At 64.9% G+C, this 21,157-nt stretch carries 20 protein-coding genes and 1 pseudogene; 16 read left to right on the forward strand and 5 right to left on the reverse strand.

The genetic code is table 11. From position 1 onward, the window contains the following. The first annotated feature begins 23 nt into the window (after window positions 1-23). The 9 genes from Q0L57_RS20185 to Q0L57_RS20225 all read left to right on the forward strand — a co-directional run bounded on the left by Q0L57_RS20185 (window position 24) and on the right by Q0L57_RS20225 (window position 7,971). The gene (locus Q0L57_RS20185; RefSeq protein ID WP_296744817.1) at window positions 24-2,255 is read left to right on the forward strand and encodes a bifunctional (p)ppGpp synthetase/guanosine-3',5'-bis(diphosphate) 3'-pyrophosphohydrolase; all 2,232 of its coding nucleotides are present in this window, start codon (window positions 24-26) and stop codon (window positions 2,253-2,255) included. Window positions 2,256-2,331: 76 nt separating this feature from the next. Then, window positions 2,332-2,910: an orotate phosphoribosyltransferase gene (gene pyrE, locus Q0L57_RS20190; protein WP_296744798.1), complete on the forward strand. Its 579-nt coding sequence runs from the start codon at window positions 2,332-2,334 to the stop codon at window positions 2,908-2,910. A gap of 252 nt (window positions 2,911-3,162) precedes the next feature. Beyond that, entirely contained in the window at window positions 3,163-3,750 is a 588-nt protein-coding gene (locus tag Q0L57_RS20195; protein WP_296744799.1) for a DUF2062 domain-containing protein, read from the forward strand. Beyond that, window positions 3,747-4,148, forward strand: a complete 402-nt coding sequence (gene acpS / locus Q0L57_RS20200) for a holo-ACP synthase (RefSeq protein WP_296744800.1) — start codon at window positions 3,747-3,749, stop codon at window positions 4,146-4,148. The genes Q0L57_RS20195 and acpS overlap by 4 nt, the downstream gene beginning before the upstream one ends. A gap of 92 nt (window positions 4,149-4,240) precedes the next feature. Then, window positions 4,241-4,990, forward strand: coding sequence for a signal peptidase I (gene lepB / locus Q0L57_RS20205; protein WP_296744801.1), 750 nt, complete (start codon window positions 4,241-4,243; stop codon window positions 4,988-4,990). Between the two features lie 4 nt (window positions 4,991-4,994). After that, window positions 4,995-5,711: a ribonuclease III gene (gene rnc / locus Q0L57_RS20210; RefSeq protein WP_296744802.1), complete on the forward strand. Its 717-nt coding sequence runs from the start codon at window positions 4,995-4,997 to the stop codon at window positions 5,709-5,711. Further along, the gene (gene era / locus Q0L57_RS20215; RefSeq protein ID WP_296744803.1) at window positions 5,696-6,628 is read left to right on the forward strand and encodes a GTPase Era; all 933 of its coding nucleotides are present in this window, start codon (window positions 5,696-5,698) and stop codon (window positions 6,626-6,628) included. The genes rnc and era overlap by 16 nt, the downstream gene beginning before the upstream one ends. A 54-nt stretch (window positions 6,629-6,682) precedes the next feature. Continuing rightward, window positions 6,683-7,456 (forward strand): DNA repair protein RecO, encoded by a 774-nt coding sequence (gene recO / locus Q0L57_RS20220; RefSeq protein ID WP_296744804.1) that lies wholly within the window; start codon window positions 6,683-6,685, stop codon window positions 7,454-7,456. Continuing rightward, window positions 7,453-7,971, forward strand: a complete 519-nt coding sequence (locus Q0L57_RS20225; protein WP_296744805.1) for a PaaI family thioesterase — start codon at window positions 7,453-7,455, stop codon at window positions 7,969-7,971. Before recO ends, Q0L57_RS20225 begins: the two co-directional genes overlap by 4 nt. Window positions 7,972-7,974: 3 nt before the next feature. Here Q0L57_RS20225 and Q0L57_RS20230 read toward each other — a convergent pair whose 3' ends face one another. Further along, window positions 7,975-8,433, reverse strand: a complete 459-nt coding sequence (locus Q0L57_RS20230) for an NUDIX domain-containing protein (protein WP_296744806.1) — start codon at window positions 8,431-8,433, stop codon at window positions 7,975-7,977. Between the two features lie 243 nt (window positions 8,434-8,676). Between Q0L57_RS20230 and Q0L57_RS20235 the strand changes: the two genes are divergently transcribed. From Q0L57_RS20235 to Q0L57_RS20260, 6 genes are all read left to right on the forward strand, one after another. Then, the gene (locus Q0L57_RS20235) at window positions 8,677-11,427 is read left to right on the forward strand and encodes a DUF2339 domain-containing protein (RefSeq protein ID WP_296744807.1); all 2,751 of its coding nucleotides are present in this window, start codon (window positions 8,677-8,679) and stop codon (window positions 11,425-11,427) included. Window positions 11,428-11,596: 169 nt separating this feature from the next. Beyond that, window positions 11,597-12,115 carry an RNA polymerase sigma factor gene (locus tag Q0L57_RS20240; protein ID WP_296744808.1) on the forward strand — a complete coding sequence of 173 codons (519 nt, stop codon included), beginning with the start codon at window positions 11,597-11,599 and terminating at the stop codon, window positions 12,113-12,115. Further along, on the forward strand, window positions 12,112-12,906 hold the full coding sequence (locus Q0L57_RS20245) for an anti-sigma factor (protein WP_296744809.1): 795 nt from the start codon (window positions 12,112-12,114) through the stop codon (window positions 12,904-12,906). The genes Q0L57_RS20240 and Q0L57_RS20245 overlap by 4 nt, the downstream gene beginning before the upstream one ends. A 209-nt stretch (window positions 12,907-13,115) precedes the next feature. After that, on the forward strand, window positions 13,116-14,213 hold the full coding sequence (locus Q0L57_RS20250; protein ID WP_296744810.1) for a GNAT family N-acetyltransferase/peptidase C39 family protein: 1,098 nt from the start codon (window positions 13,116-13,118) through the stop codon (window positions 14,211-14,213). Between the two features lie 4 nt (window positions 14,214-14,217). Next, the gene (locus Q0L57_RS20255) at window positions 14,218-15,681 is read left to right on the forward strand and encodes a RimK family protein (RefSeq protein ID WP_296744811.1); all 1,464 of its coding nucleotides are present in this window, start codon (window positions 14,218-14,220) and stop codon (window positions 15,679-15,681) included. Between the two features lie 20 nt (window positions 15,682-15,701). After that, window positions 15,702-15,974: a DUF3303 family protein gene (locus tag Q0L57_RS20260; RefSeq protein ID WP_296744812.1), complete on the forward strand. Its 273-nt coding sequence runs from the start codon at window positions 15,702-15,704 to the stop codon at window positions 15,972-15,974. A 12-nt stretch (window positions 15,975-15,986) separates the two neighbouring features. Here the strand turns inward: Q0L57_RS20260 and Q0L57_RS20265 are convergent, their stop codons facing one another. Further along, a complete protein-coding gene (locus tag Q0L57_RS20265; protein WP_296744813.1) occupies window positions 15,987-16,922 on the reverse strand; it encodes a LysR substrate-binding domain-containing protein in 936 nt (311 codons plus the stop codon). 87 nt (window positions 16,923-17,009) lie between these two features. On the opposite strand from Q0L57_RS20265, the gene Q0L57_RS20270 reads away from it, so the two are divergent. Further along, window positions 17,010-17,927 carry a fatty acid desaturase family protein gene (locus Q0L57_RS20270; RefSeq protein ID WP_296744814.1) on the forward strand — a complete coding sequence of 306 codons (918 nt, stop codon included), beginning with the start codon at window positions 17,010-17,012 and terminating at the stop codon, window positions 17,925-17,927. A gap of 14 nt (window positions 17,928-17,941) precedes the next feature. On the opposite strand, the gene Q0L57_RS20275 is transcribed toward Q0L57_RS20270, so the two are convergent. The 3 genes and pseudogenes from Q0L57_RS20275 to Q0L57_RS20285 all read right to left on the reverse strand — a co-directional run. Further along, window positions 17,942-20,083 (reverse strand): EAL domain-containing protein, encoded by a 2,142-nt coding sequence (locus Q0L57_RS20275; RefSeq protein ID WP_296744815.1) that lies wholly within the window; start codon window positions 20,081-20,083, stop codon window positions 17,942-17,944. Window positions 20,084-20,148: 65 nt separating this feature from the next. After that, window positions 20,149-20,787: an HD family hydrolase gene (locus Q0L57_RS20280; protein WP_296744816.1), complete on the reverse strand. Its 639-nt coding sequence runs from the start codon at window positions 20,785-20,787 to the stop codon at window positions 20,149-20,151. Beyond that, a pseudogene (locus Q0L57_RS20285) lies at window positions 20,787-21,157 on the reverse strand (folate-binding protein); the annotation flags it as partial. The pseudogene Q0L57_RS20285 and the gene Q0L57_RS20280, both read right to left, overlap by 1 nt.

A 21,157-nucleotide genomic window follows, 5' to 3' on the forward strand; every position in this document is an offset into this window, starting at 1 on the left:
TTCAGCACCGCGAGATTCCGCCCATGATGCGTCAGTATGAGCTTGTCGAGCGCGTGCAGCGCTACAAGCCTGACGTCAACGAGGCGCTGCTCAACAAGGCTTATGTCTATGCCATGCAGAAGCATGGCCATCAGAAGCGCGCTTCGGGCGATCCCTATTTCTCGCATCCGCTGGAAGTCGCCGCCATCCTCACCGAGATGCATATGGACGAGGCGACCATCGCTGTCGCCCTTTTGCATGACACGATCGAGGACACGACGGCGACCAGGGCCGAGATCGACGAATTGTTCGGTCCCGAGATGGGCAAGCTGGTCGAGGGCCTGACCAAGCTGAAGAAGCTCGACCTGGTCTCCAAGAAGGCCGAGCAGGCGGAAAACCTGCGCAAGCTCCTGCTTGCGATATCCGAGGATATCCGCGTGCTGCTGGTCAAGCTGGCCGACCGCCTGCACAACATGCGCACCCTCGACCACATGCCGGAGGCCAAGCGCCTGCGCATCGCCGAGGAGACGATGGACATCTATGCCCCGCTTGCCGGGCGCATGGGCATGCAGGGCATGCGCGAGGAGCTGGAAGAGATCGCCTTCCGCTACATCAACCCGGAAGCCTATCGCGCGGTTACAGCGCGGCTCGCCGAAATCTTCGAACGCAACAAGGGCGTCTTGCAGGAGATCGAGACGGCGCTGTCCGGTCTGTTCGAAAAACATGCCATCAAGGCCAGCGTGAAGAGCCGGCAGAAGAAGCCGTGGTCGGTGTTCCGCAAGATGGAGGCCAAGGCGCTTTCCTTCGAGCAGCTCTCCGACATCTTCGGCTTCCGTGTCGTCGTCGACACCGTCGAGGACTGCTACAGCGCGCTCGGCGCCATCCATACGACCTGGTCGATGGTGCCCGGCCGCTTCAAGGACTACATCTCGACGCCGAAGCAGAACGACTACCGCTCGATCCACACCACCATCGTTGGCCCGTCCCGCCAGCGCGTCGAGCTGCAGATCCGCACTCGCGAGATGAACAAGATCGCCGAGTATGGCGTCGCCGCGCATTCCATCTACAAGGACACCGGCGGCAAGGCGAATGGCGCGGCCCACACGATCTCGAAGGAGACCAACGCCTATGCCTGGCTGCGGCGCACCATCGAGCAGCTGGCCGAGGGCGACAACCCCGAGGACTTCCTCGAGAACACCAAGCTGGAGCTGTTCCAGGACCAGGTTTTCTGCTTCACGCCGAAGGGCATGCTGATCGCGCTGCCGCGCGGCGCCACCCCCATCGATTTCGCCTATGCGGTTCACACCGATGTCGGCGACACCTGCGTCGGCGCCAAGGTCAACGGACGCATCATGCCGTTGATGACGGAATTGAAGAACGGCGATGAGGTCGAGATCATCCGCTCCAAGGCGCAGGTCCCGCCGGCTGCCTGGGAGTCCGTCGTCGTCACCGGCAAGGCGCGCGCCGCTATCCGCCGCGCCACCAAGAATGCGATCCGCAAGCAGTATTCCGGCCTCGGCGCTCGTATCCTGGAGCGTGCCTTCGAACGCGCCGGCAAGACCTTCGCCAAGGAAAACCTGAAGCCGGTGCTGCACCGGCTGGCGCGCAAGGACATCGAGGACGTGCTGGCCTCGGTCGGGCGCGGCGAGCTGGCATCGACCGACGTGATGAAGGCGGTGTTCCCCGACTACAAGGATGAGCGCGTCACTGTCGCGCCGCCCAAGCAGCGCGAGGAGGGCTGGTCGAAGATCCGCAACGCGGCCGGTATGCTGTTTCAGATGCCGGGCACTCGGGCCGCGCGCAAGGACAAGGATCAGGCTCGCGACGGCGCCGTTCCGATCCGCGGCGTGCGTGGCGACCTGCCGGTGCGTTTCGCGCCGGAGGGCGCCGTGCCCGGCGACCGCATCGTCGGCATTATCCAGCCGGGAACCGGCATCACCATCTATCCCATACAGTCGCCGGCGCTGCAGGCCTTCGACGACCAGCCCGAGCGCTGGATCGACGTGCGCTGGGATATCGACGAGAGCACCAAGGAGCGCTTTCCGGCGCGTGTCTCGGTCACCGCCATCAATGCGCCCGGTTCGCTTGCCGACATCGCCCAGGTCGTCGCCTCCAACGACGCCAACATCCACACGCTGTCGATGGTGCGCACCGCGCCCGATTTCACCGAGATGTTGATAGACCTCGAAGTCTGGGATCTGAAACATCTCAACAGGCTGCTGTCGCAGCTCAAGGACAATTCGAGCGTCAGCGATGCGCGGCGTGTTAACGGCTAAACGACTGGACCGCGACCTTGAAAGGTGAGAACCCGTCTCGGCAAGGTCATGGTCACAACAATAGATAGGGGATGAAATGAACACCGACGAAGTGCTGGGCATTTTCCGCGAGGCCGGCGCAGTTCTCGAAGGTCATTTCATTCTCACATCCGGCCTGCGCAGCCCGGTCTTCCTGCAAAAGGCGCGCGTCTTCATGCATGCCGACAAGACCGAGCGCCTGTGCAAGGCGCTGGCGGAAAAGATCCGCAAGGCGGTGCCGGGCAGGATCGACTATGTCGTCGGCCCGGCGATCGGCGGCCTCATCCCGGCCTACGAGACCTCGCGCCACCTCGGCGTTCCGGCAATCTGGGTCGAAAGGGAAGGGGGCGAGTTCAGGCTCCGGCGCTTCGAGATCGCCGAAGGATCGCGTGTCGTCATCGTTGAGGACATCGTTACCACCGGCCTGTCGATCCGCGAGACCATCGAATGCCTGCGCGAGATCGGCGCCGAAGTGGTGGCCGCCGCCTGCATCATCGACCGCTCGGCCGGCAAGACCGATGTCGGCGTGCCGCTGATCGCGCTCGCCGAATATGAGGTGCCGGCCTATCCTGCCGACCGCCTGCCGCCGGAACTCGCCGCCATCCCGGCCGTTAAGCCTGGAAGCCGCAACATCTGAGGTTTCGCAAGATATGACCGTCGGCGTCGCATCGACCTGGCCTGGCTTGAGGAGTTTCTCCTCAGTTTCGCCAGAATGGCACTATTGTTAAGCCCTGCGGCAGACCATCGCGGGCCGGATTCATTGTTCCGGAGCAGGGCTGTCTCTATATCAAGTCGTTGTTGCCTTTAGGCGCCTCCGCGGCGCAGGATGAGTCATTACGACCGGACCCGAAGTAGCGGGCGGCGAGTTTGGACCGGGAACTGAAGTAGAGTGCTTTTTCGACGCCGGGAGCCTGATGGCCTGCTGGAACGGGTGCGTACATACCTCTGGCCGCGCCGCTCGTTCTCACGCTCCATACAATATATATCCAAACGCATCCTCAGGCTGAAATCCACGCCCCATTCGGTCGCCGCCGGTGTCGCCGCGGGCGTGTTCGCCTCCTTCTTTCCGCTGGGGTTCCATTTTGTCGTTGCTGCGGCTGTCTGCTGGGTCATCGCCGGCAATCTGGTGGCGGCAGCGCTCGGCGCCGTATTCTTCGGCAATCCGCTGACCTTTCCGCTGCTCTGGGGTGCATCCTGGGAAACCGGCAAGCTGATCCTGCACGACCGTCTCCCCAAGCACGGGCCGCCAGAGCATCTCGGTGAAATGATGCACACGCTTTCGTTCGCGAAACTATGGCACCCGGTGCTGGAGCCGATGCTGATCGGCGCCGTGCCGCTCGGCCTGGTCTTCGGCCTCGTCTTCTATGGCATCACGCGCTGGGGCATGACGGTGTTTCGCGAGCAGCGGAAGAAGCGGATGACCGAGCGGGCTGCAAAGAAGGCAAAGCAGGGCGGACGGGAAATTCCCGCGCAATGATCATCGGCATCGGCAGCGACCTGATCGACATAAGACGCATCGAGAAGTCGCTGGAACGGCACGGCCAGCGCTTCGTTCAGCGCATCTATACCGAAATCGAGCAAGCCAAGTCGGAGGGCCGCGCGGCGCGAGCCGCATCCTATGCCAAGCGCTTCGCCGCCAAGGAGGCCTGCGCCAAGGCGCTGGGCACGGGCATGGCGCAAGGCGTGTTCTGGCGCGACATGGGCGTGGTGAACCTTCCGAGCGGTGCGCCGACCATGGCCCTGACTGGCGGCGCCGCCGCCAGGCTGGAGAAGATCCTGCCTAAGGGCCACCGCGCGCTCATCCACCTCACGATCACCGATGATTTCCCGCTCGCTCAAGCCTTTGTGATCATCGAGGCGGTGCCCGTCGAATAAGCGCCACATTAATTCCCTCTGACCACTGCTGGCATGACGTTGCCCAGCGCGCGCCGAGACTCTATACCAACCAACGCACAATCGAGGACGACATGAGCGTGGCTGAAAAATCCGAGAAGAAATCCGGCGGGCTTGGCGAAACCTTCTCCGTCATCATCCAGGCACTGCTGCTCGCGCTCGTCATCCGCACGCTGCTGTTCCAGCCCTTTTCCATTCCGTCCGGCTCGATGCGGCCGACGCTGCTGGAGGGCGATTATCTGTTCGTCACCAAATGGGCTTATGGCTATTCGCGCTATTCGCTGCCCTTCGGCCCGAACATCTTCTCGGGCCGCATCTGGGGCTCGGAGCCGAAGCGCGGCGATGTGGTCGTGTTCAAGTTCCCGCCGGATCCGTCGGTCGACTACATCAAGCGCGTCGTCGGCCTGCCGGGCGACAAGATCCAGATGAAGGACGGTCAGCTCTTCATCAACGGCGTCGGCGTGCCGCGGACCAAGGTCGGCCAGATCGACAATCCCGATATCACCGAGGTCGACCGTCCCGTCGACGTCTATCGCGAGACGCTGCCCAACGGCGTCACTTATGACACGCTCGACCTGACGCCCAATTCGATCGGCGACAACACGCGCGAATTCGACGTGCCGCCCGGCCACTACTTCATGATGGGCGACAACCGCGACAATTCCTCCGACAGCCGCTTCTCGGTCGGTTATGTGCCAGCGGAGAACTTGGTCGGCCGCGCCAATGTCATCTTCTTCTCGATCGCCGGCGGCGCGAGCCCGCTCGAGGTCTGGAAGTGGCCGTCGGAGATGCGCGCCGGGCGCCTCTTCAATTTCGTCCACTAAGGTCATGGCGGCAACCAAGCGTCTGACCGCCGATGCCCTTGCCGAAGCGCTTGTCGAGCGCACCGGCCATGCCTTCGCCGATCGCCAGCGCCTGCAGCGGGCGCTGACCCATGCCAGCGCGCGTTCCAGCCATGCCGGCGTCGACTACGAGCGCTTCGAGTTCCTCGGCGACCGTGTTCTCGGCCTCATCGTGGCCGACATGCTGCTCGCCGCTTTCCCGGATGCCGTCGAGGGTGAGCTCTCGTTGCGTCTCAACGCGCTGGTCAATGCCGAGGCGCTGTCCGAGATCGCCGAGGAGATCGGCCTGCCCGACCTCGTCCGCGCCGGCTCCGACGTGCGCAACCTGGAAGGCCGCAAGCGGACCAACCTGCGCGCCGATGCGCTGGAATCGCTGATTGCCGTGCTCTATCTCGATGGCGGGCTGGAGGTGGCGCGCGCCTTCATACATCGCTACTGGCAGCCGCGCTCGCAGGCGATAGGCGCTGCCCGCCGCGACGCCAAGACCGAATTGCAGGAATGGGCGCACCAGGCGGCGTCCGGCGCCATGCCGGCCTACAGCGTCGACGGCCGGGAGGGGCCTGACCACGATCCGCTGTTCACGGTCAGCGTCAAGGTCGGCGCCTTCGCGCCGGCCATCGGCAGCGGCCGCTCCAAGCGTGAGGCGGAGCAGGCAGCAGCCGCTGCCCTTTTGCTTCGCGAAGGCGTATGGAACGCGGCATGACGGATAATGAGTCTTCCAAAGCCCCCGAAACACGCTCCGGCTTCGTAGCCCTGATCGGCGCCCCTAATGCCGGCAAGTCGACGCTCGTCAACCAGCTTGTCGGCGCCAAGGTGTCGATCGTCACCCACAAGGTGCAGACCACCCGCGCCATCGTGCGCGGCATCGCCACCCATGAGAACGCCCAGATCGTCTTCGTCGACACGCCCGGCATCTTCAAGCCGAAGCGGCGGCTGGATACGGCGATGGTCACGACCGCGTGGGGCGGCGCCAAGGACGCCGATGTCGTGGTGCTGCTGATCGATGCCGAGCGCGGCATCAGAGGCGATGCCGATGCCATCCTCGACCGGTTGAAGGACGTGCGGCAGCCGATGCTGCTGGTCCTCAACAAGGTGGACCGCGTCAAGCCCGAGACGCTTCTTGCGCTGGCCGCGACAGCGAACGAGCGCGTCCCGTTCAAGCGCACCTTCATGGTCTCGGCGCTGACCGGCTCCGGTTGCAGGGACCTGCTCGACTATCTTGCCGAAACGCTGCCCGCCGGTCCCTGGTATTATCCGGAGGACCAGATCTCCGACCTGCCGATGCGCCAGCTAGCGGCAGAGATCACGCGCGAGAAGCTTTATCTCAGGCTGCACCAGGAGCTTCCCTATTCCTCGCATATCGAGACCGAGAAATGGGAGGAGAAGAAGGACGGCTCGGTGCGCATCGAGCAGGTCATCTACGTCGAGCGCGACAGCCAGAAGAAGATCGTGCTCGGCCACAAGGGCGAGACGATCCGCGCCATCGGCCAGGCAGCGCGCACGGAGATCGCCGAGATCCTCGAGCAGAAGGTGCATCTCTTCCTGTTCGTGAAGGTGCGCGAGAACTGGGGCGACGACCCCGAGCGCTACCGCGAGATGGGGCTGGAGTTTCCTAGCTGAGCAGACCTGCCTCGCAGCTTGATTTCGCCGCCCAACGGGTGAAAAGCTCTGTTCATGGAATGGCGCGACGAGGGAATCGTTCTCGGCACCCGCAAGCATGGCGAAACCAGCGCCATTCTCGAGGTGATGACGCGCGCCCATGGCCGCCATCTCGGCCTGGTGCGCGGCGGCCGCTCGCGCAAGCAGCAGCCGGTGCTGCAGCCTGGCAATCGCGTCGATCTCCTGTGGCGGGCGCGGCTCGACGAGCATCTGGGCACCTTCCAGGCCGAGGCGATCGAGATGAATGCGGCGCGGTTGATGGACAGCGCTGTGGCAATCTATGGCCTGCAGACCATGGCCGCGCATCTGCGCCTTCTGCCCGAGCGCGATGCGCATGGCGGTCTCTACGAGGCGCTGGCGGTGATGATCTCCCATCTCGACGACGCCGACGCGGCGGGCGAACTGGTGGCGCGCTTCGAGCTTCTCATTCTCGATGAGCTCGGCTTCGGCCTCGATCTCGGCGAATGCGCGGCGACTGGCACGAAGCAGGACCTAGCCTATGTTTCGCCGAAGTCGGGACGCGCCGTCTCGCGCGACGCCGGAGCGCCCTGGCGCGACAAGATGCTGGCGCTGCCCGCTTTCCTGCAGCGTGGTTCCGGCCTGCGCGCCGACCCCGTGGCGCTCGATGATGCCTTCCGCCTGACAGGCTTTTTCTTCACCCGTCATGTCTATGAGCCGCGCGGCATCGAGCAGCCCGACGCCCGCGCCGGGTTTCTGGCCGCGCTGCGCCGGCACCATGCGGGGCTGAAAGCAATCGGCATCGAAAATAAGGGAGGGGCAGTCCAGTGAGTGAAGTCGAACTTTATCCCGGCCGGGTGTCGCCGCTCGGCCTTGGCACCATCCCGCATGGTGACGTCGCGGTCTATACCGGGCTCGAACTGCTGCAACGCCTTGTGGCCGGCAAATATCCGGCGCCGCCGATTTCCTATCAGCTGGGCTTCAGCCTGACCGAAGTGTCGGAAGGGCGCGTGGTATTCCAGGGTATGCCGAGCGAGCGCTATCTCAATCCGCTGGGCACGGTGCATGGCGGTTGGGCGGCGACCCTGCTCGATTCGGCTCTCGGTTGCGCGGTGCAGACGATGCTCGACAAGGGTGAGGCCTATACCACAGCTGAGTTCAAGGTGAACTTCATGCGTCCGATAACGCCGAAGACCGGCGAAGTGTTCTGCGAGGGCAAGATCATCCACAAGGGCCGCACGCTGGCGGTCTCGGAAGCCTCGCTGAAGGACGCCAGCGGCAAGCTGCTCGCCTTCGGCACCGAAACCTGTTCGATCTTCCCCGTCGGCAATCTGGCGGCGCGTTAGCTGTCAGCCCCGCTGTTCCAGAAAATCGTCCAGGATCGGACGCTGGCCTTTCAGGATCTTGATCTCTGCGTCGGACGGGGAGAACCAGCCGGCCTTGTCCACTTCGGGAAATTCCCTCATGACGCCTGACCTCGGCGGCCATTCCATGCTGAACATGTTGCTTTTGACCGCGTTCTCGTCGAGATCGGCCTCGACGCTCCAGGCGATCACGATCTTGCCGCCCGGTTGCCTGTAGCTGCCGACCGGCCGGAAGTCGCCATCGACGGCAATGCCCAGCTCTTCCTCGGTTTCGCGCCGCGCTGCCGCGAGTTCATCCTCGTTCTCGCCAACGAGCCCTTTCGGGATCGACCACGCGCCTTCATCCTTCTTCGCCCAGAACGGGCCGCCGGGATGGACGAGGAGAAATTCGAAAACACCGGCGGTGCGCCTGTAGATCAAAAGGCCCGCGCTTCGTTGCGGCATCGGTGATCCTCTATCCGTGCGAACGTCCGAGACTAGCACGAGTATTTCGTGGCGGCTGGCAGGTAAATTCATAGTTTGAGCTGTCGCTCTTTCGGCGTGTTGGCGTTGGATAACCCGTCGCGGTTGCTGGCAATCGGCGTGGAAACATGCTCGATCTTTCTGGCCGCCAAGGGCTGATTTCAGTAGCCGTCTCATTGCCGCATTTGTCAGCCATGACTGGGGCTGGTTTTGAGGGGAACCGCCATGTTTTTCAGCCTGATTTCCATTGCCGCGGTCATCGCTCTATTCGTCATCGTTTCGCGGCTGCAAAACCGCATCGCCCTGATCGAGCGTGAGCTCGCCGCGCTGCGCGGCCTTGCCCCTTCGGGCATGGCGGTGCCGGTGGCCAAACCGTCGGGAGAGGCCGTGGACGACAGCAAGCCGCACGCGGCCGCTTCCTCGGCTGTCGCCGACCTTGTCGCGCCGCCGGAAGAGAAGACCGCCCCTGCCGAGGCCCCCGCCGCAAGGCCGGAGGCAGCCGACGCGGAGGTCGTTCCCGGGCCATGGGGCAAAGGAGAGGGGGCTGCGGCCGAACCAGCCGAGCCGGGCGAATCCGCGAAGCCCGCTGCGCCGGCCGAGGTCGCCGCGCCAGCGAAGGCCGCTCGGCAGACCGATGTCGAAACGGCGCTGGGCACGCGTTGGGCGGTTTGGGTCGGCGGCATCGCGCTGGCTCTGGGTGGCCTGTTCCTGATCCGATACACCATCGAGGCCGGTATTTTCGGCCCTGGCGTGCGTCTCACCATGGCCGGCATCCTCGGACTGGCGCTGATTGCCGGCGCCGAGTTCATCCGGCGCACCGGCTTCAATGTGCCGGTGCGGGGGGCCACGGGCGCCTATATCCCGGCGATCCTCACCGCGGCCGGCGCCTTTATATTGTTCGGTACGATCTATGCCGCGCACGCCATATATGGCTTCATCGGCCCGGCACTGGCCTTCACGCTTCTCGGTGCCATCGGTATAGCGGCGATCGCTGTCTCGCTCGTCCATGGCCTGGCGCTCGCCGGCATCGGCCTCGTCGGCGCCATGGTCACGCCGGCGCTCGTCGCCTCGCAGGCGCCCAATCCCTGGGCGCTGTTCGTTTATCTGGCGATCGTGCTTGCCGCCACCGCCGCGATCGCCCGCATCCGCGACTGGAAGATGCTGGTCGCCGCGGCCTTCGCCGGCAGCGGTATCTGGACCATCCTCTACATGACCGACGCGCTGGATATGGACCTCGCGGCGGTGCTGTTCATTAGCCTGGCGACTCTCGCCGTGCTTGCCTTCGTCTGGCTCATGGCTCGCGACGACACCGAACCAGGCTTCGACTGGCCATCGATCGTGCCGGGTTTTTTCGCGGCGCTCACCGCGCTCGGGCTGTTCACCGATCCGGTTTTCGCCAAGGCTGGCGACGCCTTGCCAGGCGCGGTGTTGTTCGCCGCGCTCGTGGCGGTCGCGCTCTATCGGCCGCGCGCCTTGCCGCTGGTCTTCGCCGCCGGCGTGGCAACGGTGCTGATCTATGTCGGCATCGTTCCGCCGACCACAATCGGCGCCGATGCGCTCGATGTCGGCCTGGGCGCCGAGCCGCTGGTGATCGCCGATGCGCTGACCTTCCGCATCGGCATCGCCCTGGCGCTGGTCTTCATTGGCGCCGGCTTCTGGGCCGCGCGCCGCTTTGCGGCCAGCGCGCCGGTCCGCGCCGCATGCTGGGCGGCATGGGGCGTGATCGCGCCGCTGGTCGTGCTGACCGCGCTCTGGTTCACCTTCGGCGATATCGACCGCGACCTCGGCTATGCGCTGCCCGCGCTGCTCCTGGCGCTGGTGTTTTCCGCCGGCGGCGAGTGGATCGCGCGCGCCGAGGAGCCGCCGCTTCGCGGCGGGTCGGCCGTCTCCTTCGCGCTCGCCGGCGCCGGTTTTGCAGTCCTCCTGATGCTGCATATGGCCTTCGGCTCCGGCTGGACGACGGTGCTGCTCGGCGTCGCCGCCATCCTGCCGGCGCTGGCGACGCGCTGGCGCTCCTACCCCGTGCTGGGCTGGATCGCCGTCGGCGCGGCGGTCGCCGTGCTCGGCCGCGTCGCCTTCGACCCGACCATCGTCGGCGCGGCAGTGCTGTCGCGCACGCTGGTCTTCAACTGGTTGCTGCCTGGCTATGGCGTGCCGGCGCTGGCTTTCGGTTTCGCCGCCTGGCAACTGGCGCGCACCACCAACGGCCGGCCGCGCCTCGCCATGGAGGCGGCGTCGGCGCTGTTCGGCCTGCTTGCCATCGCCATGCTGGTGCGCCACGCCATGCATGGCGGCGTCATCGACACCGGCGCGGTCACGCTTGCCGAGCAGGCGATCTACACGCTGATCGCGCTCGGCGCCGGCGCCATCCTGGTCGCCATCGACCTGCGCTCGCCGAGCTCGGTGCTGCGCTACGGATCGATGGCCGCCGGCGTGGTTTCGGCCGGCCTCATCGCCGTCCAGCATTTCGCGGTGCTGAACCCGCTGTTCACCGACGAGTCGACCGGGACAATCCCCTTCTTCAACCTCTTGTTCCTGGCCTATCTCTTGCCGGCCATCGCCGCCGGCGCGCTGGCGTTCTATGTGCGCGGCAAGCGGCCGAAATGGTATTCGGCGATGCTGGCGCTCGTCGCCGCGCTGCTTGCATTCGCCTATGCGACGCTGTCGGTGCGTCGCCTGTTCAAGGGCGAGTTCATCGCCTGGTGGAGCGGACTCGGCCAGCTCGAGACCTATACCTATTCGGCGCTGTGGCTGGTGATGGGGGTGGCGCTGCTTACCGCCGGCGTCTGGCTGAAATCGCAAGTGCTGCGCATTGCTTCGGCCGTGCTGATCGCCGTCGCCGTGCTGAAGGTCTTCCTCTTCGACATGTCGGAACTGGAAGGCGTGTTGCGCGCGCTGTCCTTCATTGGGCTGGGCGCCGTGCTGATCGGCATCGGCCTGTTCTACCAGCGGCTGCTGACCAGGGCTGCGAAATAAAGGTCGAAAGCACGGCACTTATAGGCGGATGCCGGGAATAAACCCGCATCCGCCTGCGTTAGTCAGGTGCTTGGGTACCGGAGCGGGTGGCCGCTTCGCGCTGGCTGCTTGCGCCGCGCCGCGAAGGCGCGTTCAATCGAAATGGAAGACGACCTCGAAACAAGCGGTCATGGACGACAAGAAGGCAGCGATCCTGAGCGAGATACCGCGTTTGCGCCGTTATGCGCGCTCGCTGCTGCGCAACCGCGATTCCGCCGACGACCTCGTCCAGGACTGCCTGGAGCGGGCGCTAGTGCGGCTCGACAACTGGCAGACTGGAGAAAGCCCCAGGAGGTGGCTGTTTACGATCATGCATCATTTGTTCATCGACCAGATGCGGAAGGTGAACCGGCGCGGCGAGGCGGCGATGCTGCCTCTTGAAGCCGGTGAAGCCCAGTCCGCGCCCGCCAATCAGGTCGAGAGCGTCGCCTCGCGCGAGATCATGGATGCCTTGCAGGCGATCAGCCCCGATCGCCGGGCGGCATTGGTCATGGTCGCCATCGAAGGCTTTTCCTACGCCGAGGCCGCCGACATCCTGGGTGTGCCGGCCGGCACGCTGATGTCGCGCATCGCGCGCGGCCGCGAGGAGCTACGTGGCCTGCTCGACGATTCCGCGCGCCGCCGCTCGATAAGGATCGTCGAGAAATGACCCGGCGCGATTTCTCCGAACGCGATATCCACATGGCCCTCGACGGAGAACTGCCGGGGGAGGAGCGCATGGCCTATGACGCCTGGCTCGACGCCAATCCCGAGATGAAGGCCAAGAGCGCCCGCTACATCGCCGACCGCGCCGCCCTGCGCGCGGCTTTTGCCGGCGTGATGGATGAGCCCGTACCGGCAAAGCTCAGGCAAGCGTTGCTTGGCGAGGCGCCGGCAAAGGCGCCTGCCTGGCGTTCGCGCTGGTGGCTTTCGGCGGCGGCGGCCGCCGTGCTGATGGTCGGTGGGGCTGGCGGCTATTTCGCCGGCATCGATGGCGTCGGGCGCGGTGGTGAAAGCGACGACCGGCTTGCCGAGCAGGCGATCGCCGCGCATGTCATCTACGCCGCCGAGAAGCGCCATGCCGTGGAAGTCCCGGCGAGCGACAAGGAGCATTTGCAGACCTGGCTGTCGAACCGTGTCGGGCTGAAGCTGGTTGCTCCTGACCTTGCGGCCGAGGGTTTCGAACTGGTCGGCGGCAGGCTGCTTCCCGCCGGCGAGCGGGGCAAGGCCGCGATGCTGCTCTACGAGGACGCCAAGGGCGAGCGCATCTCGCTGTTCGTCACCGCCGAATCATCCCAGGCCACCAAGGGCACCTATACGGCGGAAGCCGACGGGCCGGAGGCGGTCTACTGGCTGGACAAGGGCTATGGCTGCGCCGTGGTTGGCTCGTTGCCGCCGGAGCGTCTTTCCGAGGTCGCCAAGAGTGCCTACGGCCAGCTTCTGGCCGGTATTTCGAGCTGACGCCGGCTGCGCTTTTCGTGCAGCCGGCGGCCTTTCCGGACGGGGTTCCTGTTCATAGATTCCGCGCTTCCTTGCCGCCGCGGAACCTGTCACAATTCGGCCCTAATCAAGGAGCGATAGCGCTTGATGAATACCGGCGCTTCGGCCGGTGTTCGCGACGCTTTAAACGGGGCCGTTTCCGCAACCAATCGAGGTTCTCCCAAGCCCGCATGCCTGCCGAGATCCGCAAGGCCCGTGCGTCAGACGTCGATGACCTCGCCGCCATCGAGAAGGCTGTTTTCCCGGGCGATCGCCTGTCCCGGCGATCCTTTCGCCAGTTCATCGAGCGCGAGACCGCCGAGATGCTGGTGGCCGAGAACGACGGCCATGTCGCGGGCTATGCGGTGGTGCTGTTTCGCAAGGGCAGCGGCGTGGCGCGACTCTACTCCATCGCGATCGGTCCCTTTTTCGGCCAGATCGGCATCGGCCGCCAGCTTCTGGCGGCGGCAGAGGAGGCGGCTTACGAGCATCGCCGCATCATGCTGAGGCTTGAGGTGCGCGAGGACAATCATCGCGCCATCCGCATCTACGAGCAGGCGGGCTATCGCAGAATAGGCCGCGAGCCGCACTACTATGAGGATGGCGCCACGGCGCTGCGTTACGAAAAGACGCTGCGTGGCGATGCGCCGAGAAGCACCAGGGTACCGTTCTACCCGCAGACCTGCGAGTTCACCTGCGGCCCGTGCTGCCTGATGATGGCGATGGCCAATTTTGACAATGGCTTCGTGCCCGACCCGGTCATGGAAATCCGCCTGTGGCGCGAGGCCACCACCATCTTCATGATGTCGGGCCCGGGCGGCTGCGAGCCGTTTGGCCTGGCTGTCGCCGGCTATGAAAGCGGGCTTGCGGCCGAAGTCTTTGTCTCCTTCTACGGCGCGCTGTTCCTGCAGTCGGTGAGGAGCGAGGACAAGCGCCGGGTGATGGAGCTTGCCCAGGTCGACTTTCGCCGCCGCGCTGAACTTTACGGCATTCCGGTGAACTACCGTCCGTTCGGTATCGACGACATCCGCTCGGCGCTCGCCGACGGCAAGCTGGTGCTGGTGCTGATCAGCGGCTTCCTGATGTTCGGCAAGAAAGTGCCGCACTGGGTACTGGCGATCGGCGACGACGGCGACCATATCGTCATCCACGATCCCTGGGTCGAGTCCGAGAAGCAGGAAACCGTCCTCGACGCCGCCAACATCCCGGTGCCCTACGGCATCTTCATGAACATGGCTCAGTTCGGCCGCGATGGACTGCGCGCCGCCATCACTCTGGGAAAACGCTGAAACAATGACCTGGGTCATCCTTACCGGCAGACAGAGCGATCTCGACCAGGTGGCGACGCCGCACAAGATCATCACCAACCGCGATTACCTGGCCCATCCCGCGCTGTTCAAGGGACAGCGGCCGAAGGTGATCAACCTGTCGAACAACTATGGCTACCAGAGCCGCGGCTACTATGCCTCGCTGCTCGCCGGATCGCGCGGCCACAAGGTGATCCCGACCGTCGAGACCATGATCGACCTTTCGGAGCGCAAGCTCTACGAGCACGCGCTGCCGGAACTGGAGCTGGCGCTCAACAAGTGCCGCAAGGATCTTGGCGGAACCTTCCCGTCGAAGGTCGCCGTCTTCTTCGGCATCGGGCCTTCGAAGGTGTGGGACCGTTTCGCCAAGCTTCTGTTCGACTGGTTCCGCGCGCCGGCACTGGAAGTCCATATCAAGGATAGCGCCGAATGGGCTTCCATCCGCAAGATCGGCTTCCTGCCGCTCGCGCGCATGACCGACGAGGAGGAAGCCGTCTTCCTGCAGTGCCTGGAGACCTACACCAATCGCGAGTGGCGAGACACCAAGGGCCGCACGCCGGCGCGCTATACGTTCGCGACGCTGGTCGACCCGCATGAGGAACTGCCGCCGTCGCAGATATCCTCGCTTCGCTACTGGGCGAGGATCGCCGAGAAGATGGGCGTCGAAGTCGAGCCGATCACCCGGAAGGACCTCGCCAAGCTCGCCAACTACGACGCGCTGTTCATCCGCGAGACGACGTCGATCTCCAACCACACCTACCGCTTCGCGCGCCGCGCGCAGCAGGAAGGCATGCCGGTCATCGACGATCCGCTGTCGATGATCCGCTGCACCAACAAGGTCTACCTCAACGAGCTGATGGCCTCCAACAAGGTTCCGGTGCCGCCGACGGTGATGATCGCCGGCCCTTCGGATTTCGAGCTTGCCGCGCAGACGCTGGGCTTCCCGCTGGTGCTGAAGATCCCTGATTCCTCCTTCTCGCGCGGCGTCAAGAAATGCGAGAACCTGGCCGAATTGACCAAGCTCGCCACCGAATGGCTGGAGGATTCCGACCTCCTCATCGCTCAGAAATTCATCCCGACCGAGTATGACTGGCGCGTCGGCGTGCTCGGCGGGCAGCCGCTGTTTGCCGTCCACTACCTGATGGCCAAGAAGCACTGGCAGATCGTCAACCACAAGGCCAACGGCAAGCCCGACCAGGGCGGCATCAAGACCTTCACGCTGAAGGATACGCCGCCCCACGTCGTCGAGACGGCGGTCAAGGCGGCGCGCTGTATCGGCGACGGCCTCTACGGCGTCGACCTCAAGGAAACCAAGGATGGCGTCTTCGTCATTGAGGTCAACGACAACCCGAATCTCGACCACGGTTGGGAGGATTCCGGCGAGAAGGATGAGGTCTGGGTGCGGCTGACGCAATGGTTCCTGGAGCGCCTGGAGCGGCCGGGCCGGTAACGCGCTTGATGGGGTAGAAGATGCTGTTCATCGTCACCGAGGATTTTCGCGGCTGCGACCGCAAGGAGATCTATCGCCGTTTCCGCGACCGGGGTCGCCTGAAGCCCGACGAACTGATCGTGCATCACAGCTGGATCGCGGCCGATATGAGCCGCTGCTTCCTGCTGGTCGAGGCTGATGACGTGACCCTGCTGCAGCGCTGGGCAATCGAGTGGAACGACCTGGTCGAATTCGAGATCGTCCCGGTCGCGACCAGCAAGGACATGACCGCGGCGTTGGCCGGGCATCTCTGAAGGACGCCGGGTTTACCGGCTGTCGGATGGCTGGCCGACCAGCGCCGGCGATCTGACCGAACGCACGCATTCCTCGATCAGCCATTGGCGGAACGCGGCCACCACGTCGCGCCGCGCGCCGCGCTCGGGGATGGTGAGGCAATAGGGTTGGCGCAGTTCCAGCGACCGGGAAACCGGCCTGACCAGCCTGCCGTCCTCCAGCGCCCGCGCGCAGTAGACGCCTTGCGCCAGTGCCACGCCCAATCCCGAAATGGCGAGATCGAGCGCCGCGCGCGAAGAGTTGGCGGAAAGGCCGCGCTGGACAGCGCGGCCGGGCTCGAGGCCGGCCGCCTCGAACCAGTTGCGCCAGGATGGGAAGGAGGCGCCGGTCGGTCCCCAGTCAGTGTGGATCAACGGCAGGCCGGCAAGCGGGCCATCGCCTGACTTGACGGCGCTGGCAAGCCGCGGCGCGCAGACCGGATAGACGGCGTCGCGAACGATGTCTTCGGTCGGATGTTCACGGTAGTGCGGACCGTAGGACAGCCTGACGTCGATCAGCTCATGCTCGAACTGCACCGGGTCGTCGTCGCCTCGCAGCGATATGTCGACGGCGCCGTGGCTTGCGACGAAGCCGGCGAGGCGCTCGGAAAGCCAGCCCATGGCCATGGACGGCGGCACAGAGACGACGAGCCGGGGCCGGAATGCGCCTCCCACATCCCGCGCCACGCTGCCGATCTCCTGGAACGCCATGGTGAGCCTGGGCAGCATCTCGACGCCGGCTTCCGACAACACGACGCGCCGGTTGACGCGATGGAAGAGCTTGCGGCCCATCTGCTCCTCGACTGTGCGGACGAGCTGACTGACGGCGGCGGCGGACACCGATAGTTCTTCCGCCGCCGCGGCGAAGCTGCCTGTGCGTGCCGCGGCCTCGAAGGCCTGAAGTCCGCGCAGCGATGGAAGTGCGACCATGAGGGCATCCAATAGATAAGTTAATCTTATCTATTTTACAGAAATCCTCGTTTTCCGAAAGGTTTTTTGTTGGAGTAGTCTCGCCTCATGAACGCCATCGACCACAAAGAAACCGTCGACCATCGCGATGTCATCGCCTCCCTGACGAATGAGGAGCGCGGCCGGCTGACCGGCAAGTCCGACCTGCCGGGCCTGATCCAGTTTACCGCACACTTCGGCGCGATCGTCATCCTCGGCGCGCTGATCGCGGCAAAGGTGCCGTTCTGGCCGCTGCTGATGCTGCCGCAGGGCATCTTGATCGTCTTCCTGTTCACGCTGCTGCATGAGACGCTGCACCGTACGGCATTCAGGACGCAGTGGCTGAACGATGCCGTCGCGCGCCTCTGCAGCCTGGCGCTGGCCTTGCCCGTCGACTGGTTCCGCTACTTCCACTTTGCCCATCACCGCTTCACGCAGGATCCGGAGAACGACCCGGAACTTGCCTTCCCGAAGCCGGAGACCATGCGGCAGTACATCGTCCACGTCTCGGGCCTGCCGGTCTGGCTGGGGCATTTCAAGACGCTCTGCACCAATGCGACCGGCCACTGCCGCGACAGCTACGTGCCGCCGAAGGGCCTGCCCAAGGTGCAGGCCGAGGCGCGGGCGATGATCGCCTTCTATGTCGCCGTGCTGGCGCTGTCCGTCTGGTTCAGGACGACGGCGGTGCTCTATGTCTGGGTGGTGCCGGCACTGCTCGGCCAACCCTTTCTCAGGCTCTACCTGCTCGCCGAGCACGGTCGCTGCCCGTTCGTCGCCAACATGCTTGAAAACACACGAACAACCATCACCAACTGGGTAGTGCGCAAGCTCGCCTGGAACATGCCGTACCATGCCGAGCACCACGCCTATCCCGGGGTTCCGTTCCATCAACTGCCGGAGTTCCACCGGCTGATCGAGCGGCACCTCAAGGTGGTCGAGCCCGGTTATGTCAGCTTCCACGAGAAATACATCGAGTCGCTGCGCTGACTGCGCGCGCCCGTTCAGCCGGATTGGCGCAACAGGGCCTGGGATCGCAACAATCTGCTCATTCCGGATGCCTTGGCCGGGACGCCGATCAGGTAGCCTTGCGCCTCGCCGCAGCCGGCACGGCGCAGCATGTCGAGCTGCGCTTCGGTCTCGACTCCCTCGGCGGTGACGGTGATGCCAAGCTCGGCGCCAAGTCCGATGACGGTGCGCACGATCGCGGCCATGTCTCGCCTGTCGAGGTCATGGATGAAGGAGCGGTCGATCTTGATCTTGTCGACCGGGAAGCGCCGGAGATAACCCAGCGAGGAATAGCCGGTGCCGAAATCGTCGAGCGCGATGCGCACGCCAAGCCCGCGCAACTGGCTGAGCGTCCGCAGCACCGTCTCGCTCTCGTCCATCATCACCGTTTCGGTGATTTCGAGTTCCAGCCGGCTGGCCGGCAGGCCGGAGGATGCGAGCGCCGAGATCACGCTGCGCGCGAAGCCGCCGCTCTTAATCTGCGCCGCGGAGACATTGACCGCCATCCGCACATCGCGCGGCCAGCCCGCCGCAACGCTGCAGGCCTTGCGCAATGCCCAGTCGCCCAGTTGCACGATCAGCCCGGTTTCTTCGGCGACGGTGATGAAATCCTCTGGCGCGACGAGCCCGCGCGATGGCGAACGCCAGCGCAGCAAGGCCTCGGCCCCGACAATCTCGCCCGAGGCGATGTTGAGGATCGGTTGAAAGTCGAGCTCGAATTCGCGCCTCGGCAATGCTGCTTCGAGATCGATTTCAAGCGCCCGGCGTGCCCGCACCATGGCGTCCATGCCAGGCTCGAAGAAGCGGTGGACGTTGCGGCCTTCGCTCTTGCCCCGGTAGAGCGCCATGTCGGCATTCGTGAGCAGCGTGTCGGCGTCCTGTCCGTCGCCAGGGTAGAGCGCGATACCCAGGCTCACGCCGACATGCATCTCGCGGCCCCTGTCGCGATAGGGCTTGCCGATGACCTCGACGATGCGCTTCGCCAACTTCTCGGCATCGGCTTCCGTCTTGATGTCGAACTGGATGATGGCGAACTCGTCGCCGCCGAAACGCGCCACCATATCCCTTTCGCTGCGCAGGCAGCGCCGCAGCCGCCCGGCCACGCATTTCAGCAGCCAGTCTCCGGCCGGGTGCCCGAAGGTATCGTTGACTGCCTTGAAGCGGTCGAGGTCGAGCGAGAAGATGGCCAGCGGCGCGCCTTTTGTCTCTACCAGTGCCTGGTCCAGCCGCTCGCGGAACATCGAGCGGTTGGGCAGGTTGGTGAGCGTGTCGTGATGGGCAAGATGCGCCATGCGTTCTTCTGCGCGGCGTCTTTCGGTGACGTCGTCGAAGGTCACCACCCATCCGCCGCCGCTCATCGGCTGCCGCACGACCAGAAATGTCCTGCCGTCGGAAAGATGGCGGTAGGTCGAATGCATTTTGCCGGCCCGCAGGCAGGCTTCCGTCTTGGTGACTTCGCTGTCGGCGTCGATCTTGGTGTAGATGCCGAGTTCGAGCAGCCGTTTGAGCGCGTCGCGGTGCGTCATACCAAACGGGAAGTCCGCGGCGGTGGCGTTGTAGAGTTCCAGAAAACGCTGATTGCGCACGATCATCTTGCCGTCGGCGTCGTACATCAGCAGGCCTTGCGACATGTTGGCGAGCGCGGCGTCGAAGCGGCGATGCTGCTCCTTCAGCTCTTCCTCGGCGCGGCGCTGGACTGTCACGTCCTCGTAGATCGACACCCAGCCGCCGGAAGCCAGCGGCCGGTGCGAGATGACGATGATGCGTCCGTCGGCCAGCGTCTCCTCGTAGGTTGAGGGCTTCGCGCCGTCGATATAGGGCTTGCGGATGGCGTAGAGCTGCTCGGCACTTTGCGAGGCGATGCCGATATCGACGCTATGCTGCAGGATATCGAAGAAGCGGATGCCGGGCCTCATCACCTTGGCGTCGAGGCGGAAGAGGTCGATATAGTTGCGGTTGCAGATGATCATGCGTTCATCGGCGTCGAACATGCACAGACCATGCGACATGTTCTCTACGGCGGCCGCGAAGCGTTCGTTCTGGGCGCGAAGTTCTTCCGCGATGCGCCTGGCCGGGCCAACACGGGTTGCTCTCCGCTGGGCTGCGGCCGAACCAGCCTTGACATGAGCGACGGGCATGAGCGCGCCTGCGGACCGTGACTGAACACGGTACTGTCACGGTCGCCGGTTAATTTAGCGTTCTTTCAGGTGCTTGGATTCGCGGCAAGAAAATGCCGGCGTTCAGATTCGAGCGCCATGAAGCGCTTCGCAAAGGCTGTTTGCGCCCAGGTCACGGAGCGCGGCGTGAAGTCGAAGCGGTCGGCGGAAAAGCCGCGCGGCCGGCCGAAATACTCCGTCGCCTCCGCCGTGGAAAAGCCGGCAAGCAGCGTCGCCTCGTAATAAGCGGCGATCTGGTCGGCGCGCTTGATATCCTTGCGCAAGGCGGCGCCAAGCTCCAGCGGCAGCGAGAAGCGCAGGTGGATGGCGCGTTGCAGCCTCAGCTCGCAATCCTTGTAGGAGCCGCCCATCACCGACTTGAACGGCGAGATCATGTCGCCGATGACATATTCGGGCGCATCGTGGAGCAGCGCGGCCAACCGCGCCTCGGCGGAAGCGGCGGGCGCCAACTCGCCATACAGCGCCTCGACGAGCAGCGAATGCTGCGCCACCGAGAAGGCGTGCTCGCCGCTGGTCTGTCCGTTCCAGCGGGCAACGCGGGCAAGCCCCTGCGCGATGTCGGAAATCTCGATGTCGAGCGGCGAGGGGTCGAGCAGGTCGAGCCGCCGCCCGGAAAGCATGCGCTGCCAGGCGCGCGGCGGCGCGCCCGCGCGGTCGGCCGCCATCAGGCCCCCTCCGCGGTGGCTGTATCCTGCGGGAAGGTGAATTTCGCCCAGGCAGGGATGGCGAGCGTCACCGGAACCTCGCCGGCCAGGATCTTTTCCCCGGCGTCGGTCGAGGCCTTGACGCGGTCTGTGCGGGCGATTGCGAGACCGGTGCCGCCGCTGACCGAGCCGAGCGTACCGACCGACCGGCCGCCAACGGTGAGCTCTGTGCCGGAAGCGGGCAGGGGACTCTCCGCCGAGGCGATCAGGACGCGGCGCCTGGCCGTGCCGCGGTGCTGCATGCGCGAGACCACTTCCTGTCCAACATAGCAGCCCTTCTTGAAGCCGACGCCGCCGGTCTCGTCGAGCAGCACGTCATGCGGGAAGGCAT

The organism is Mesorhizobium sp. (genome assembly GCF_024509055.1).
In the GTDB taxonomy this organism is placed as follows: domain Bacteria; phylum Pseudomonadota; class Alphaproteobacteria; order Rhizobiales; family Rhizobiaceae; genus Mesorhizobium.

Coding starts and splice junctions, on each gene's coding strand:
- Q0L57_RS20185 (WP_296744817.1), top strand. CDS start 24: ATGATGCGTCAGTATGAGCTTGTCGAGCGCGTGCAGCGCTACAAGCCT.
- pyrE (WP_296744798.1), top strand. CDS start 2,332: ATGAACACCGACGAAGTGCTGGGCATTTTCCGCGAGGCCGGCGCAGTT.
- acpS (WP_296744800.1), top strand. CDS start 3,747: ATGATCATCGGCATCGGCAGCGACCTGATCGACATAAGACGCATCGAG.
- lepB (WP_296744801.1), top strand. CDS start 4,241: ATGAGCGTGGCTGAAAAATCCGAGAAGAAATCCGGCGGGCTTGGCGAA.
- rnc (WP_296744802.1), top strand. CDS start 4,995: ATGGCGGCAACCAAGCGTCTGACCGCCGATGCCCTTGCCGAAGCGCTT.
- era (WP_296744803.1), top strand. CDS start 5,696: ATGGAACGCGGCATGACGGATAATGAGTCTTCCAAAGCCCCCGAAACA.
- recO (WP_296744804.1), top strand. CDS start 6,683: ATGGAATGGCGCGACGAGGGAATCGTTCTCGGCACCCGCAAGCATGGC.
- Q0L57_RS20230 (WP_296744806.1), bottom strand. CDS start 8,433: ATGCCGCAACGAAGCGCGGGCCTTTTGATCTACAGGCGCACCGCCGGT.
- Q0L57_RS20235 (WP_296744807.1), top strand. CDS start 8,677: ATGTTTTTCAGCCTGATTTCCATTGCCGCGGTCATCGCTCTATTCGTC.
- Q0L57_RS20240 (WP_296744808.1), top strand. CDS start 11,597: ATGGACGACAAGAAGGCAGCGATCCTGAGCGAGATACCGCGTTTGCGC.
- Q0L57_RS20245 (WP_296744809.1), top strand. CDS start 12,112: ATGACCCGGCGCGATTTCTCCGAACGCGATATCCACATGGCCCTCGAC.
- Q0L57_RS20250 (WP_296744810.1), top strand. CDS start 13,116: ATGCCTGCCGAGATCCGCAAGGCCCGTGCGTCAGACGTCGATGACCTC.
- Q0L57_RS20255 (WP_296744811.1), top strand. CDS start 14,218: ATGACCTGGGTCATCCTTACCGGCAGACAGAGCGATCTCGACCAGGTG.
- Q0L57_RS20260 (WP_296744812.1), top strand. CDS start 15,702: ATGCTGTTCATCGTCACCGAGGATTTTCGCGGCTGCGACCGCAAGGAG.
- Q0L57_RS20265 (WP_296744813.1), bottom strand. CDS start 16,922: ATGGTCGCACTTCCATCGCTGCGCGGACTTCAGGCCTTCGAGGCCGCG.
- Q0L57_RS20270 (WP_296744814.1), top strand. CDS start 17,010: ATGAACGCCATCGACCACAAAGAAACCGTCGACCATCGCGATGTCATC.
- Q0L57_RS20275 (WP_296744815.1), bottom strand. CDS start 20,083: ATGCCCGTCGCTCATGTCAAGGCTGGTTCGGCCGCAGCCCAGCGGAGA.
- Q0L57_RS20280 (WP_296744816.1), bottom strand. CDS start 20,787: ATGGCGGCCGACCGCGCGGGCGCGCCGCCGCGCGCCTGGCAGCGCATG.